We start from the raw sequence: 14,810 nt of genomic DNA, 5'->3' as shown, positions 1-14,810 counted from the left end.
CTACAGTGGCGGCAATGACGTCCCGACAACCCTCCGGAATCGCCGGGCGGCTGCGCCCGGTGCTGTCCGGGTCCGTGACCGACGACCCGGACGTGCTCGCCGCCCACGCCACCGATGAATCGCTCTACAGTCCCGTGGGCGCCCCGGCCGCCCTGGTCCGCGCCGCCGACGCCGACGACGTGGCCGCCACCCTGCGCTTCGCCCACGCCCACGGCATCCCGGTGGTGCCCCAGGGCGCGCGGTCGGGCCTCTCCGGCGGGGCGAACGCCGTGGACGGCTGCATCCTGCTCTCACTGGCGGCCATGACCGACGTCGTGGAGGTCGACGAGGCGAACATGACCGTCACCGTCCAACCGGGGATCGTCAACAAGGACCTCAAGGACGCGCTGCGTCCCCACGGGCTGGCCTACCCACCGGACCCCGGCAGCGTGGCGATGTGCTCGATCGGCGGCAACATCGCCACCAACGCCGGTGGCATGTGCTGCGTGAAATACGGGGTGACCCGCGAATACGTCCGGGAGCTGACGGTCGTGCTGGCCGACGGAACCGTGACCCGGCTGGGCCACCGCACCGTCAAGGGTGTCGCGGGCCTCGACATCGCCGGACTGTTCACCGGCTCCGAGGGCACCCTCGGGGTCATCGTCGAGGCGACCCTGAAGGTCGTGCCGCTGGGACCCGACCCGCTGAGCGCCCTGGCGACCTTCCCCACGGTCCGGTCGGCGGCCGAGGCGGTGTCCGCCTACACCGCCACCGACGCCAGCCCGTCGATGCTGGAGATGATGGACGCCGCCACCATCGCCATGGTCAACGACCTCGGTGACTTCGGCCTCGACGACACCGTGGGGGCACTGCTGCTGATGCAGTCCGACTCCTCCACCGCCGCCGCCGACACCGAGGAGTTCGCCGGCGTCGCCGAGGCCCACGGCGCCCTCGACGTCGCCTTCGCCGACAACCCGGTCGACGCCGAACTCCTCGTCGCCGCACGCCGCTCCGCCCAACCCGCCTGGGAGCACCACGCCCGGGCCCACGGCGGCGGCCAACTGCTCGACGACGTCTGTGTGCCGCGCACCCGGATCGCCGAGTTCTGCGACCGCGTCGAGGACATCGGCAAGGACACCGGAGCACAGGTCGCCGTCATCGGCCACGCCGGCGACGGCAACATGCACCCCTCGGTGTTCTTCGACACCGCCGACGATGCCTCGGTCGCCGCCGCCCAGGACGCCTTCGACCGGATCATGGCCCTGGGCCTGGAACTCGGCGGCACGATCACCGGGGAGCACGGCGTCGGCAACCTCAAGAGCCGGTGGCTCGCCGCCGAACTCGACCAGGGCAACCGCCGCCTGCACCGAGAGATCAAGAACGCCGTCGACCCGACCGGGGTCCTCAACCCCGGCAAGATGCTGGAGCACCTGTGAACACCACCCCCACCGCGCCGGGCCGCTCGGCCGACGTTGCCGACCTTGCCGACCTTGCCGCTGTCCTCGTCGGCTCGCTGAGCACCGATCCGGACATCCTGGCGACCTACGCCACCGACGAGTCCGTCCACCCCGGCAAGGACGCCCTGGCGCTGGTCCGTGCCGCCGGGGTCGACGACGTCGTGGCGACCATGCGCTTCGCCCACACCCACGGCATCCCGGTCGTCCCGCAGGGCGCACGCTCCGGACTGTCGGGCGGCGCGTGCGCCGAACCGGGCTGCATCCTGCTCTCGGTGGCCGCCATGACCACCGTCCTGGAGGTCGACGAGGCGAACATGACCGTCACCGTCGAACCCGGCGTCATCAACAAGGACCTCAAGGACCTCCTCCGGCCCCGCGGGCTGGCCTACCCACCGGACCCCGGGAGCATGGCGATCTCGTCGGTCGGCGGCAACATCGCCACCAACGCCGGCGGGATGTGCTGCGTGAAGTACGGCGTGACCCGCGAATACGTCCGGGAACTCACGGTGGTCCTCGCCGACGGGACCGTGACCCGCCTGGGCCACCGCACCGTCAAGGGCGTGGCGGGCCTCGACCTGGTGTCGCTGTTCACCGGCTCCGAGGGCACCCTCGGGGTCATCGTCGAGGCCACCCTGAAGGTCGTGCCGCTGGGACCCGACCCGCTGACGGCGTTGGCGACCTTCCCCACCGTGGCGGACGCCGTGCGGACCGTGTCGTCGTACATGGCCACCGGGGCCAGCCCGTCGATGCTGGAGATGATGGACGGCACGACCGTCGGCCTCTTGTCGGAGATCGGGGACTTCGGCCTCGACGACACTGTCGGCACTGTCGGCGCCGTGCTGATCATGCAGTCCGACTCCCCCACCGCCGCCGCCGACACCGAGGAGTTCGCCCACGTGGCCGAGGCCCACGGCGCCCTCGACGTCGCCTTCGCCGACAACCCGGCCGACTCCGAACTCCTCGTCGCCGCACGTCGTTCGGTACAGGTCGCCAACGAGCGCTACTGCTCGTCACACGGCGTCGGGCAGATGATCGACGACGTCTGTGTGCAGCGCAGCCGCCTGGCCGATTTCTGCGCCGGCGTCGAGGCCATCCGCGAGGACACCGGCACCATGGTGACCCTGGTGGCCCACGCCGGGGACGGCAACGTCCACCCCTCGGTGTTCTACGACCTCTCCGACGAGGCGTCCGTCGCCGCCGGGATGACCGCCTTCGACCGCATCATGGACCTCGGGCTCAGCCTCGGCGGCACCATCACCGGCGAACACGGGGTCGGTGCGCTCAAGGCCCCGTGGCTGCCCCGCGAACTCGACGACGGCAACCGGCACCTGCACCGCGTGATCAAACACGCCGTCGACCCGACCGCCATCCTCAACCCCGGAAAGATGCTGGAGGCCCTGTGACCCGCCGCCCCCTCGCCCTGTCCCCGTCGCGTGTCGGCGACTACCGGCAGTGCCCGCTGCTCTACCGGCTCCGCGCCATCGACCGGCTGCCCGAGCCCAGTACGGTCGCACAGGTCAAGGGCACGCTGGTGCACGCCGTGCTGGAGGACCTGCACAACCTGCCACGTGACGAACGGACCTACCCCGCGGCGGTGAAGATGCTCACCCCGCACTGGACGGCGATGAAGGACGCGGACGCCCAGCTCGGTAAGCTGGTCCCCGAGGAATCCACGACGGACTTCCTGGTGGACGCCCGCTCACTGGTCAAGGGCTACTTCCAGATGGAGAACCCCGCCGGTTTCGACGCGGAGTCGGTGGAGAAGTACGTCGACACCACCCTGCCCAACGGCGTGCCCGTCCGCGGGTTCATCGACCGGGTGGACGTCGCCCCCACCGGCCAGGTCCGGGTCGTCGACTACAAGACCGGCAAGAAGCCCATCCCCCGGTTCTCCGCGCAGGCGGTGTTCCAGATGCGCTTCTACGCCCTGGTGTGGTGGCGCATGTTCGACCACATCCCCGAACAGCTGCGGTTGATGTACCTCAAGGTCCGTGACGACATGGTGCTCTCCCCCACCCCGGCGGAGCTCAACTACGTCGAGCGCGACCTGGAGGATGTCTGGACCAGGATCGGCGAGGACGCCCGCAGCGGGGACTTCGCGCCGACGACCTCGAAACTGTGCGGGTGGTGCTCCTTCCAGTCCCTCTGCCCCGCCTTCGGCGGGACCCCGCCGGAGTACCCGGGGGTGCCGCAGGAGTTCGCCTGAGTAGTGGCGGGGGTGGTTGCGGGGGTGGTCAGTAGATCCCGACGGCGTCGATGAGGTCGAGGAACGCCGGGGCGACCTGGGTCCGCCACACGACGTCGGCGGTGCGGTCGGCCCGCCCCGGTCCCCCGTTGATCACGAAGACGGGCCTACCCTGCCTGCGGGCGTCCAGCACCAGCCGGTAGCCGCTCATCACCGCCAGGGAGGAGCCGACGACCACCAGGGCGGAGGATTCGGACAGCATCCGTGAGGCCTGTTGCTTCCGCTCGGTGGGCACCGGTTCGCCGAAGTACACGACATCGGGTTTGAGCAGTCGGGAACCGCACCGCAGACAACCGGCCATGGAGAAGTCACGGACCGCCGCGTCGTCGAGGGTGACGTCGCCGTCCGGGTTCACCAGCGACGGATCCAGGTCGATGCTCTCCAGGTAGCCGGGGTTCCTCTCCGCCAGCCGGCCATCGAGGGAGTGCCGGTCTTCGGTCCTGCCGCACTGCAGGCACACCACCTGGGCCAGGTCGCCGTGGAGGGTGAGCAGGTTCCGCGTGCCGGCCCCGGCGTGCAGACCGTCGACGTTCTGGGTGACCACCCCGGTGACCAGGCCCGCCTGCTCGAGTTCAGCGAGGGCGTAGTGCGTGGGGTTCGGCCGGGCTGCAGCCATCCGCCGCCACCCCACGAAGGACCGGGCCCAGTAGCGGTGCGAGGCCTCCGGGTCGTGGCGGAACTCCTGGTAGGTCATCGGGCGGTGCCGGGTCAGCGACCCGGACGGCCCCCGGTAGTCGGGGACGCCGGAGTCCGTGGACACCCCGGCGCCGGTGAGCACCAGGGCCGGTGCCGCGAGCAGCTGGTCGGCCACCGCGGACAGGGCCACCTCAGGGGGTGTGGGGGTGGCGGTCTCGGAGACCACGCGGGCGATGGACCGCAACGCCGACCGGTGTGCCGGAGCCACGAGATCAGGGAGCATCCCCTCAGGCTACCCCTGCAGCTCCAGCCGGGACCACGGTGAGTCCGGGTGGTTCAGGGCCACGGCGACGTCCCGGACGAAACGCAGGCACGAGTCGTCCAGCCGCCCGTCGGCCACCGCGCGTCCCACCACGACGCCGTCGGCGTACTCCGCCCACGTCCGGTAGACCGACCGGGCCGAGTCGAGGGCGCGGGCCAGCAGGTCGGAGCACTCGTCGCCGGTGACCAGACCACCGCCGTGGGCCAGCCAGAGCAGGTGGACGGCGACCGAGACGTCCCACGCCGTGGTCTCGGCCGGAGGCACCTCCGGGAGCGCGGCGACGGCCGTGTCGCTGAGGAACGGGACGACAACGTGGTGGTCGGCGGGGTCGACGGTGCCGAGGACGGTGTGGGCGGCGGGGCGCTGCCCGGCCGGGGTGGAGCACAGGGTGGCCAGCAGTCCACGGTGGGCGCGGTAGCGGGGGTCGCCGCCGGTCGCCAGGCGGGCACGCACCGCCTCCAGGGCCTCACGGGCGGTCCGGATGCCGTAGACGGTGGCCAGGTGGTGCCGGTGGGCCTCGCCGGGGTCGACGACGAAGAGCTTCTGGAACCCCGTATTCGGGAGGTGGGCTTCGGCGGGTCCGTTGACGACGCGGCCGTCGCCCAGGCCGTGCGGCAGGCTCAACGCCCAGGCCCGGGAGGATTCCGGGGTGCGGTCGTCGTCCCAGACCAGACGGAGCGCCGCCCCCGTGGGCGGAAGGGTCAGGAGGGTCGAGCGGTAGGTGGTGGTGTGCGTGGTGGTGTCGACGGGGTGTGTCACACCAACTACGTTAGCCCGGTGAACTACCGAGGGTCGTCGACGACCCGGTTCCCCCCTTGTTCAGGGGTACCCGGGGAACACCCCCGGTGTCCGGGGCCGTCGGTCGCCGTCGGTCGCAGTCCGTTCAGGACTCGACGTACAGCTTCCCGCGCCACACCGGGTGCAGCAGGTTCTCCTTGCTGAGCACCTGGTCGAGGGTCTCCTCGTCCAGCAGCCCACGCTCGAGGACGACCTCACGCACGGACTTGCCGGTACGGGCGCACTCCTTGCCCACCAGGTCACCGTTGTGGTGGCCGATCAGCGGGTTGAGGTAGGTCACGATACCGATGGAGTGCTCCACGTACGACCGGCACACGTCCTCGTTGGCCGTGATGCCCACCACGCACAGCGTGCGCAGCGTGGTGCAGGCGCGGGCGAGCAGCCGGATGGACTCGAACAGCGACTGCGCGATCACCGGCTCCATCACGTTGAGCTGCAGCTGGCCGGCCTCCGCGGCCATCGAGATGGTGACGTCGTTGCCGAAGACCTTGAAGCAGATCTGGTTGACGACCTCCGGGATCACCGGGTTCACCTTCGCCGGCATGATCGACGAACCGGCCTGACGCTCCGGCAGGTTGATCTCGTTGAGGCCGGCGCGCGGGCCGGAGGAGAGCAGGCGAAGGTCGTTGCAGATCTTCGACAGCTTCATGGCCACACGCTTGACCACCGAGCTGGCGTTGACGTACGCCCCGGTGTCGCTGGTGGCCTCCAGCAGGTCGTTGGCGGCGAGCACCTTGAGTTCGGTGACCTCACGCAGCGCGGCGACGACCTGCTGCTGGTACCCCGACGGGGCGTTCACCCCGGTACCGATCGCCGTACCGCCGAGGTTGACCTCCAGCATGAAGTCCGCGGCCCGGTTGAGCTGGGACTGCTCCTCGGAGAGGTTCTGGGCGAAGGCGGTGAGCTCGTCGCCGAGGCTGACCGGCACGGCGTCCTGGAGCTGGGTGCGCCCCATGGTGATGACGTCCCGGAACTCGTCGCCCTTGTTGGAGAAGGCGCGCTCCAGGGCGCTGAGGTGACGGATGAGGTCCTGGAACGCGGTGTGGATGCCCAGCCGGAACCCGGTCGGGTACGCGTCGTTGGTGGACTGGCTCATGTTGACGTCGTCGTTGGGGTTGATGATGTCGTAGCTGCCCTTGGGCTCCCCCAGGTACTCCAGCGCCAGGTTCGCCACGACCTCGTTGACGTTCATGTTCGTCGAGGTGCCGGCCCCGCCCTGGTAGACGTCGATCGGGAACTGGTCCATGCACCGGTGCTCGAGCAGGATCTGGTCGCACGCCCAGACGATGGCCTCGGCCTTGTGCCGGGGCAGGGCGTGCAGCCGCTGGTTCGCGATCGCAGCGGCCTTCTTGACCTGCACCATGCCGCGGATGAACTCGGGCAGCTGGTTCAGGGTCGTCCGCGAGATCTGGAAGTTGTCCACCGCGCGCAGGGCGTGGATCCCGTAGTAGGCGTGCTCCGGGACCGGCATCGTGCCCAGCAGGTCCTCCTCGGTCCGGAAACTGGTGGCGGCGTGCGCACTGAGCGAGTGCGTCTCCGCCGCGGTGATCAGCTGCGTGGACGAGGTGACCGGGGTGGATTCCGGACGGAACTCAGGGACAGTCATGGTGGTACCGGCCTTTCGTGGTGACGGACGACTCGTGGTGGAGCCGTCAGATACGTGCGATGCGGATGTCGCTGGCGAGGATGGCCTCAGCGCCCAGGGCGGAGAGGTTGTCCATCAGGGTGTTGGCGTCCCGTCGGGGCACCATCGCCCGGACGGCGACCCAGTTGTCCTGGGCCAGGGGGGACACCGTCGGTGCGGACAGGCCGGGGGTGACGGCGGCCGCACGGTCGAGGACGTCCCGCGAGCAGTTGTAGTCGAGCATCACGTAGTTGCGGGCGTGCAGGATGCCCTCGATCCGCTTGAGGAGCACCCGCTGACGGTCGTCGACGGACGCCCCGCGACGCCCCACGACCACGGCGGTCGAACTGATCACCGGGTCGCCGAAGGGACGCAGGCCCTGCTGCCGCAGGGTCCGCCCCGTGGACACCACGTCGGCGATGGCGTCGGCCACGCCGAGGCGGATGGAGATCTCCACCGCGCCGTCCAGACGGACGACGGTGGCGTCGATGCCACGGGACCGCAGGTCCCGGCGCACCAGGTTCGGGTAGGACGTGGCGATCCGGCGCCCCTCCAGGGCCTCCACCGTCCACTCCTCGTCCGCGGGGGCGGCGTAGCGGAACGTGGAGTCGCCGAAACCGAGCTCCAGGAGCTCCTCGGTCTCCTCACGGGTGTCGGCGGCGAGGTCGCGGCCGGTGATGCCCATGTCCAGGTGCCCGCTGGCCACGTAGATCGCGATGTCCTTCGGGCGGAGGAAATAGAACTCGACGCCGTTCTCGGCGTCGACGACGGTCAACGACTTCGAGTCGCCACGCCCCGGGTAGCCGGCCTCGGCGAGGATCTCGGTGGCGGTCTCGGACAGCGACCCCTTGTTCGGGACGGCGACGCGCAGCAGGTCAGGAGTACTCACGGCAACCCTCTCAGAGGAACTTGTAGACGTCGGACGGGGTGAGGCCGCGACCGACCATCACCACCTGCAACCAGTAGAGCAGCTGGGAGATCTCCTCGGAGAGCTCGTCGTCGGACTGGTACTCGGCGGCCAGCCAGACCTCCCCCGCCTCCTCGACGATCTTCTTGCCCTGGAAATGCACCCCGGCGTCGAGTGCCTCCACGGTACCGGAGCCGGCGGGTCGTTCCGCGGCACGCTGGGACAGTTCCTCAAACAGGGAGTCGAAGTTCTTCACGGGACTCATTCTGTCACATCCTGCACCGACGTGGTGACGCGGTCACCCTACACGCAGCCGCCCGATCCGCTCCCAGAATCCCCGCAGGTCGGCGACGGTCAACCCGGCCAACCCCGCCTGTCCGTCGCGCAGGGCCGTCACCGGCACCGCCCCGTCGGGAACCTCGGCGTCGGCGGAGGGCAGGCCGACGACCCGGCACCCCGCCCGCACGGCCGCCGTCATCCCGTTGGTGGAGTCCTCGAACACCAGGCAGTCGTCGGGGGCGACCCCGAGACGACGGGCGGCGGTGAGGTAGCAGGTCGGGTCCGGTTTGCCCGCCGGTACCTCGTCGCCGCAGACCGAGCCGACGAAGTGCTCCGTACCGATGGTCTCCAACGCCTGGTCCGTCAAGGAACGGAAGGTGTTGGTCACCACCATCATCGGCACACCCGAGGCGCTGCCCTCCGCCAGGAGGTCGGCGACGCCCGGCAGCAGGTCCAGACCCTCGGCGAAGAGGCGGGACACGTGGTCGTAGACCCACCTGATCCACTCACCGACCTCCTCGTCGGTGGGGTCGAGACCGGCCCACTGCGCGCACAGGCGCACCGTCCCGTCCGCCGTGCCGCCGACGGTCGTCGCCCTGACCTCGGGGGTCAGTTCACGCCCCATCTCGGCGGCCATGGCGTAGGTCGACTCCCCCCACCGTGGCTCGGTGTCGACCAGTGTGCCGTCCATGTCCCAGAGTATCGCCTTCACCCTTGCCATCATGCCTGGGCCGATAGGATCGCACACCATGAGCTACATCACCGACGCATACTTCCTGCAGGGCGCCACGACCGCCGACGACACCGGGACCCCCTGGACCGCGTACACCGCCACCGAGCACACCGTGAGCCCCTGGGGCCCCGACTTCCAGCACGGCGCTCCCCCGTCCGCACTGGTCACCCACGCCATGGAGGGCATCGCGCCCGACGGCGGCCGGCTGGTGCGGGTGACCACCGAACTCCTCGGGGCGGTGCCGGTCGCGCAGCTGCACGTCACCGCCCGGGTGGTCCGCCCCGGCCGACGGGTCAGCTACCTCGAGGCCGTGGTCGTCGACGGGTCCGGTCGCGAGGTCGTCCGCGGCAGTGCCTGGTGGGTGCGCAGCGACGACACCACCGACGTGGAGAACCCCGGTGTGCCGGCTGCCGCCGCGATGGTGCCCCTGTCGCAGGCCGGCGGGCCCGACGCCGACACGTCGTTCCTGGCGACCTGGTCCGGGGCGTTCATCGACTCCCTCGACTTCCGCCCCGTCCCGCCGACGGTCGGCGGACAGCTGTGGGTGCGCAGCCGGATGGCGGTCGTCGCCGGGGTGGAGGACACCCCGTGGAGCAGGCTGATGTCCGTGGCCGACGTGGCCAACGGCACAGACCGGGTGCTCGACCCGCGCGAATGGCAGTTCATGAACACCGACCTCACGGTCTCCCTGCACCGGCTGCCGGTCGGCGGGTGGACCGGGATCCAGGCCGAGGCCAACTTCGGGCCCGACGGGACCGGATTGACCATCGGCCGCCTCTTCGACGAGAAGGGCCCGGTCGGGTCGACCACCCAGTCGCTGCTGCTGCAGCGGCTCGGGTAGCCTACTCCTGCTCGATGATGCGGTCGAGGTCGTCGAGCACCTGACGGGCGTCCGCGCCGACCTCCTCGCACAGCACCGTGACCAGCGCGCGGAAGTCGGTGACCTCCTCGTCCTCGTAGACGGCGCCGGCGTGGCGGTCACTGAGCGCCCGCAGGGCGTCGTGGGCCGAGATCACCTGCAGGACGACCTCCCCGGTGGGGTCGGCCCGCACACCGGAGATCAGGCGGTGGAGGATCTCGGCGGCCTCGTCCACCACGGTGGTGGGGTACGGCGCCTCCCAGAACTCACGGTCCTCCTCCCGCAGGTAGCTGCCGGTGGCCATGGCGTTCAGGTTATCGATGAACTCGTGGCGGGCGGCGTCGGTCGCCGCGGCGAAGCTGTCGGAGCTCACAGTGCCACCCCCAGCAGCGACGCGCACAGCGTGCGGACCCGGTCGCCGGCCGAGTCGTCGGGGGTTTCCGGGCTGTCAGGGCCGTCAGCGGCGGTGACGTCAGCGGCGGCGGTGACGTCCGTGACGTCCCGGCTCCACGCGTCGATCAACGCCAGTGCAGCCGGGGTGTCGAGGTCGTCGGCCAGGGCACCGCGGACCTCCCGGACCAGGCCGTCCACCTCCGAGGCAGGACGCTGCCCCGCCGCCGCGACCGCCCGACGCCAACGCTCCAGCCGCTGCTCGGCGCGTTCCAGGACCTCCGCCGACCAGTCACGGTCACTGCGGTAATGGTCCTCGTACAGGCCCAGCCGCACCGCCGCGGGGTCGTGGCCGTCGGCGGTCAGCCGGGAGACGAACACCAGGTTCCCCAGGGACTTGCTCATCTTCGTCCCGTCCAGACCGATCATCCCGGCGTGCACGTAGTGCCCGGCCATCCGGTCCACACCGTGTGCCGCCTCGGCATGGGCGGCGGAGAACTCGTGGTGCGGGAACCGCAGGTCGCTGCCGCCCCCCTGGACGGCGAACGTCGCCCCCAGCCGGTTGGTGGCGATCGCCGAACACTCCACGTGCCAGCCCGGGCGCCCCGGGCCGAAGGGGGACTCCCACGCGGGCTCGCCCTCACGGTGGGCACGCCACACCAGGGCGTCCATCGGGTGACGCTTCCCCGGACGCTCCGGGTCACCGCCGCCCTCGGCGAAGAAACGGCTCATCGTCTCCGCGTCGTACCGGGACTCGTAACCGAACTGCGCGGTGAAGGTGTGGTCGACGTAGACGTCGGGGAACTCGTCGTCCAGACGGTAGGCCGCCCCGACCGCGAGCAGCCGCTCCACCATGCGGACGACCTCGTCGACGGACTCCATCGCCCCGACGTAGTCGCGCGGAGGCAGCACCGACAGTGCCTCCATGTCCGACCGGAACAGGTCGATCTGGCCGGTACCCAGCTCACGCCAGTCCACCCCGTCCCGGTCGGCACGCTCGAACAGCGGGTCGTCGACATCGGTGATGTTCTGCACGTAGTGCACGCCGTGCCCGTTGTCGAGCAGCTGACGGACCACCAGGTCGAAGGCGACGTAGGTCGCCGCATGGCCGAGGTGGGTCGAGTCGTACGGGGTGATGCCGCAGACGTACACCCCCACCTCCCCCGCGTCCGTGACCATGCCGGTGTCGACCGGCAGGACGCGGTCGGCGGCCGTGTCGTGGAGTGTGAGGGGGACACCGTCACCCGGCAGGGCGGGGACGTCGGGGGCGGACCATGAACGCATGGTGCCAGATTCTAGTCACCGTACGGACCGGCCCGCCCACCGGTCCGGCCGTCAGGCGCTGATGGTTCCGGTGGCCAGCAGGATCAGCACAGCCACACCCACCGGGATCCGCCACAGGGCGAACCAGGCGAACGAGTGGTTGGCGACGAACTTCAGCAGCCAGGCGATGGAGATGTAGCCCAGGACGAAGGCGATCGAGGTGCCGACGGCCAGCTGCAGCCCGGTGGCGGCCTGCCCGGACGCGGGTTCGAAGGCGTCCGGCAGGCTGAAGAGCCCGGACGCCAGGACCGCCGGGATCGCGAGCAGGAAGGAGAACCGTGTGGCGACCTCACGGTCGAGGTTCAGGAAGAGACCGGCGGACACCGTCGCCCCCGAGCGGGACACCCCGGGGATCAGGGCGAGGCACTGCGCGAAGCCCATGATCAGCGCGTCCTTCATGGTCAGTTTCTCGTAGGTGCGCTTGTGGGAGCCGACCTTCTCCGCCCAGATGAAGACGAACGAGAACAGGATCAGCACGATCGCGGTGATCCACAGGTTACGCAGGTTGTCGCGGATGAGGTCCTTGGCCAGGAAACCGATCAGGCCCACCGGGATGGTCGCGGCGATGACCATCCACCCCATCCGGTAGTTCAGGTTGTCCCGTTTCGCCGGGTCGAAGACGCCGGCGAACCACGCCGACAGGATGATCCAGATGTCCTTCGCGAAGAACACCAGCACCGCCAGCTCCGTGCCCAGCTGGACCACGGCGGTGAAGGACGCGCCGGCGTCCTCCCCCCACACCAGCTGCGAGACGATACGCATGTGCCCGGACGACGAGACCGGGAGGAACTCGGTGAGCCCCTGCACGATCGAGAGGATGATGGTCTGCAACCACCCCATGTCGGTGGTGGTGACGGTGCCGCCGGCGTCGGCGGCGAGATACGAGGAGAGCTCCATGGCAGAAGAGCGTACCGTCCCGGAGCCCGCCGCCTCATGTCGGGCGGGGACGGCGTGGCGTCCGGTGTGTAGTAGCGTGATCCCCGTGAGAAGCCTGGTGAACCGGCCCCCAACGTGGCCACGCAAGAGGATGGCGGCGGTCGTGGCACTCCCGGCCGCCGCAGCCCTGACACTGACCGGATGTGCCGAGCAGATGTTCGGCACCGACGGCGACGACGGGCCCGACGGGGAGGGAGAGGTCGTGGTGGGGGTCCCCGCCGAACCCCTGGACTCCCCCGACCGGCCCGGTCCGTCGGAGGCGACCGGGTCGCTCGAGGACGGTGACGAGGTCCTCGGCCTCGTCCGCGCCGGCCTCGTCCGCGCCGGTCTCGGCGACGGGGTCTCCGCCGACTCCCCCGCCCCGGTCGCCGCCCTCGAACAGGGGCGGCTGTCCATCGGCACACTCGGGGACGTCGCCAGCGGACGTGCGACCACCGTCGACGTCGACGACTCCTGCACCACCGTCAGCGGCGCCGTCGACGGTGTCGTCCTCGGATGCGGGACCACCGTGCGCGTCCTGGACGCCGAGGGCGAGGAACAGCGCCGGGTCGACGCGCCGGGTGAGGTGACCGCGGCCGCCGTCCACCCCGACGGGTCCCTGGCGGTGACCGTGGAGTCCGACGCCGACGTCCACTGGTTCTCCCCCGACGGCGAGTCGTCCGGCTCCGAGCACATCACGGACAGCGCCAGTGCGCTGCAGCTCGTCGGCAACACCCGCGACGGCGACCCGCAGTGGCGGGCGGCGCTCGTCGACGCCGCGCAGACCAGCGTCACCGACATCGACATCGCCGACCGGAGCAGGCTCGCCGCGCTGCGCATCGGCCAGGGCGTCGGCACCGTGTCCGCCGGGACGCGGCCCGACGGGGTGCTCGTGGCCTCCGACCCCCGGCGCAACCAGGCGTTGGTCTACACCCTGACCGACGTGATCAGGCACACCCAGTCCGTGCCCACCGGCGACGGCGCCTGGGCGGTGCTGTGGGACTCCGACCGCGAGTTGATGTGGGTGTCCACCACCGGCGACAACACGCTGACGGGCTACGACCTGTCCACCGGGACCCCGGTCGCGGTCGGTGAGGTCACCACCGCCCCCGACGTCCGGCACATCATCGACGACGGCAGCGGTGACCTGCTCCTGGTGACCGCCGACGGCACCCGTGAGTACATCCCCTCCGACGACCTCCCCCGAAAGGACTGACCCATGACCAGCTTCCGTACGATCCGGGGAACGGTGTACGACGCCTCCCTCACACAGCTGTTCCGGCTGCGTGCCGAGCGGATCCACGGTCTGATGTCCCGCGCCCTGGTCGCGGCCGCCGGGTCGGCGACCGCGCGGGCAGCGTTGCGACGGAGCCTCGTCGTCGCCGACCCGGTGCTCGCGCAGTCGGTCGGCGGGGTGCACTTCCCGCGGCCGCTGGGACTGGCCGCCGGTTTCGACAAGAACGCCACCGAGGTCGATGTCTGGGGTCCGCTCGGGTTCGGGTACTCCGAGGTCGGCACCGTGACCGCGGTCCACCAGCCCGGGAACCTCACCCCCCGGTTGTTCCGGCTGCCCGACGACCGCGCGCTCCTCAACAGGATGGGCTTCAACAACGACGGTGCCCTGGCCGCCGCGTACCGGCTGCGGGACCGGGTCGAGCCGGAGCCCGTGGGTGTCAACCTCGGCAAGACGAAGAACACCCCGGCCGACCAGGCACCCTCGGACTACTACGAGTCCGCCCGGGCCGTCGACGCCGTCGCCGACTACCTGGTGATCAACGTGTCGTCGCCGAACACGCCGGGCCTGCGGGACCTGCAGGCCGTGGAGAGCCTCCGGCCGATCGTCGACGCGGTGCGCCGCGCCAGCAACCGTCCGCTGTTCGTGAAGATCGCCCCGGACCTCTCCGACGCCGACGTGGACGCGGTGACCGACCTCGCCGGGGAACTCGGCCTGACCGGGCTCATCGCCACGAACACGACCATCAGCCGCGACGGTCTGCGTACCCCCGCCTCCGACGTGAAGGCACTCGGTGCCGGCGGAATCTCCGGGGCCCCGGTGGCCGAGCGTTCGCTGGAGGTGCTGCGCCGGATCCGTGCCCGCGCCGGCGACGAACTGGTGCTGGTCGGTGTCGGCGGTATCGAGACCGCCGAACAGGCGTGGGAACGCATCGGTGCCGGCGCGACCCTGCTGCAGGGCTACACCGGCTTCATCTACGGCGGTCCGGACTGGATCCGGGACATCCACCTCGGGTTGGCCCGGCAGGTCCGGCGCCACGGGTTGTCGAACCTGTCGGAGGCCGTGGGCGCGGAGCTGCCCTGGATGGAGTGAACCGGCTGAACTGACCG

General features: G+C 70.6%; 15 protein-coding genes. 6 read left to right on the top strand and 9 right to left on the bottom strand.

The features are described 5' to 3' along the window. Positions 1 to 14: 14 nt before the first annotated feature. From MUN33_RS13510 to MUN33_RS13500, 3 genes are read left to right on the top strand one after another with little or no spacing between them, the layout of a single operon-like run. Complete coding sequence (locus MUN33_RS13510) at positions 15 to 1,415, top strand: FAD-binding oxidoreductase (protein ID WP_244805420.1); 1,401 nt, start codon at positions 15 to 17, stop codon at positions 1,413 to 1,415. Then, the gene (locus tag MUN33_RS13505) at positions 1,412 to 2,839 is read left to right on the top strand and encodes an FAD-binding oxidoreductase (protein WP_244805419.1); all 1,428 of its coding nucleotides are present in this window, start codon (positions 1,412 to 1,414) and stop codon (positions 2,837 to 2,839) included. Before MUN33_RS13510 ends, MUN33_RS13505 begins: the two co-directional genes overlap by 4 nt. Continuing rightward, complete coding sequence (locus tag MUN33_RS13500; protein ID WP_244805418.1) at positions 2,836 to 3,642, top strand: RecB family exonuclease; 807 nt, start codon at positions 2,836 to 2,838, stop codon at positions 3,640 to 3,642. Before MUN33_RS13505 ends, MUN33_RS13500 begins: the two co-directional genes overlap by 4 nt. A gap of 28 nt (positions 3,643 to 3,670) precedes the next feature. Here the strand turns inward: MUN33_RS13500 and MUN33_RS13495 are convergent, their stop codons facing one another. The 6 genes from MUN33_RS13495 to MUN33_RS13470 all read right to left on the bottom strand — a co-directional run bounded on the left by MUN33_RS13495 (position 3,671) and on the right by MUN33_RS13470 (position 8,968). Beyond that, complete coding sequence (locus MUN33_RS13495; protein WP_244805417.1) at positions 3,671 to 4,600, bottom strand: Sir2 family NAD-dependent protein deacetylase; 930 nt, start codon at positions 4,598 to 4,600, stop codon at positions 3,671 to 3,673. A gap of 9 nt (positions 4,601 to 4,609) precedes the next feature. Further along, positions 4,610 to 5,398, bottom strand: coding sequence for a DUF1266 domain-containing protein (locus MUN33_RS13490; RefSeq protein ID WP_244805416.1), 789 nt, complete (start codon positions 5,396 to 5,398; stop codon positions 4,610 to 4,612). 124 nt (positions 5,399 to 5,522) lie between these two features. Next, positions 5,523 to 7,043, bottom strand: coding sequence for an aspartate ammonia-lyase (gene aspA / locus MUN33_RS13485; protein WP_244805415.1), 1,521 nt, complete (start codon positions 7,041 to 7,043; stop codon positions 5,523 to 5,525). 46 nt (positions 7,044 to 7,089) lie between these two features. Continuing rightward, positions 7,090 to 7,935: an ATP phosphoribosyltransferase gene (gene hisG, locus MUN33_RS13480; RefSeq protein WP_244805546.1), complete on the bottom strand. Its 846-nt coding sequence runs from the start codon at positions 7,933 to 7,935 to the stop codon at positions 7,090 to 7,092. 25 nt (positions 7,936 to 7,960) lie between these two features. Further along, positions 7,961 to 8,224: a phosphoribosyl-ATP diphosphatase gene (locus MUN33_RS13475; RefSeq protein WP_244805545.1), complete on the bottom strand. Its 264-nt coding sequence runs from the start codon at positions 8,222 to 8,224 to the stop codon at positions 7,961 to 7,963. 42 nt (positions 8,225 to 8,266) lie between these two features. Then, positions 8,267 to 8,968 (bottom strand): HAD family hydrolase, encoded by a 702-nt coding sequence (locus MUN33_RS13470; protein WP_255806863.1) that lies wholly within the window; start codon positions 8,966 to 8,968, stop codon positions 8,267 to 8,269. A gap of 28 nt (positions 8,969 to 8,996) precedes the next feature. Between MUN33_RS13470 and MUN33_RS13465 the strand changes: the two genes are divergently transcribed. Then, the gene (locus MUN33_RS13465; protein WP_244805413.1) at positions 8,997 to 9,821 is read left to right on the top strand and encodes a thioesterase family protein; all 825 of its coding nucleotides are present in this window, start codon (positions 8,997 to 8,999) and stop codon (positions 9,819 to 9,821) included. Position 9,822: 1 nt separating this feature from the next. Here the strand turns inward: MUN33_RS13465 and MUN33_RS13460 are convergent, their stop codons facing one another. Genes MUN33_RS13460 through MUN33_RS13450 form a run of 3 tightly spaced genes read right to left on the bottom strand, consistent with a single transcriptional unit; the run spans position 9,823 to position 12,449 of the window. After that, on the bottom strand, positions 9,823 to 10,212 hold the full coding sequence (locus MUN33_RS13460) for a hypothetical protein (RefSeq protein ID WP_244805412.1): 390 nt from the start codon (positions 10,210 to 10,212) through the stop codon (positions 9,823 to 9,825). Next, complete coding sequence (mshC, locus tag MUN33_RS13455) at positions 10,209 to 11,513, bottom strand: cysteine--1-D-myo-inosityl 2-amino-2-deoxy-alpha-D-glucopyranoside ligase (RefSeq protein WP_244805411.1); 1,305 nt, start codon at positions 11,511 to 11,513, stop codon at positions 10,209 to 10,211. Before mshC ends, MUN33_RS13460 begins: the two co-directional genes overlap by 4 nt. A 51-nt stretch (positions 11,514 to 11,564) precedes the next feature. Then, on the bottom strand, positions 11,565 to 12,449 hold the full coding sequence (locus MUN33_RS13450) for an undecaprenyl-diphosphate phosphatase (RefSeq protein ID WP_439647861.1): 885 nt from the start codon (positions 12,447 to 12,449) through the stop codon (positions 11,565 to 11,567). Between the two features lie 142 nt (positions 12,450 to 12,591). On the opposite strand from MUN33_RS13450, the gene MUN33_RS13445 reads away from it, so the two are divergent. Both MUN33_RS13445 and MUN33_RS13440 read left to right on the top strand, forming a co-directional pair. After that, positions 12,592 to 13,683, top strand: coding sequence for a hypothetical protein (locus MUN33_RS13445; protein WP_244805410.1), 1,092 nt, complete (start codon positions 12,592 to 12,594; stop codon positions 13,681 to 13,683). Between the two features lie 3 nt (positions 13,684 to 13,686). Further along, positions 13,687 to 14,793 carry a quinone-dependent dihydroorotate dehydrogenase gene (locus MUN33_RS13440; RefSeq protein WP_244805409.1) on the top strand — a complete coding sequence of 369 codons (1,107 nt, stop codon included), beginning with the start codon at positions 13,687 to 13,689 and terminating at the stop codon, positions 14,791 to 14,793. Positions 14,794 to 14,810 lie beyond the last annotated feature (17 nt).

The sequence above is a fragment of the Corynebacterium kalidii genome, assembly GCF_022869005.1.
GTDB classification, from domain to species: domain Bacteria; phylum Actinomycetota; class Actinomycetes; order Mycobacteriales; family Mycobacteriaceae; genus Corynebacterium; species Corynebacterium kalidii.
Note: the sequence above shows the minus strand (reverse complement) of the source record. Positions and strands in the feature narration are given on the sequence as shown.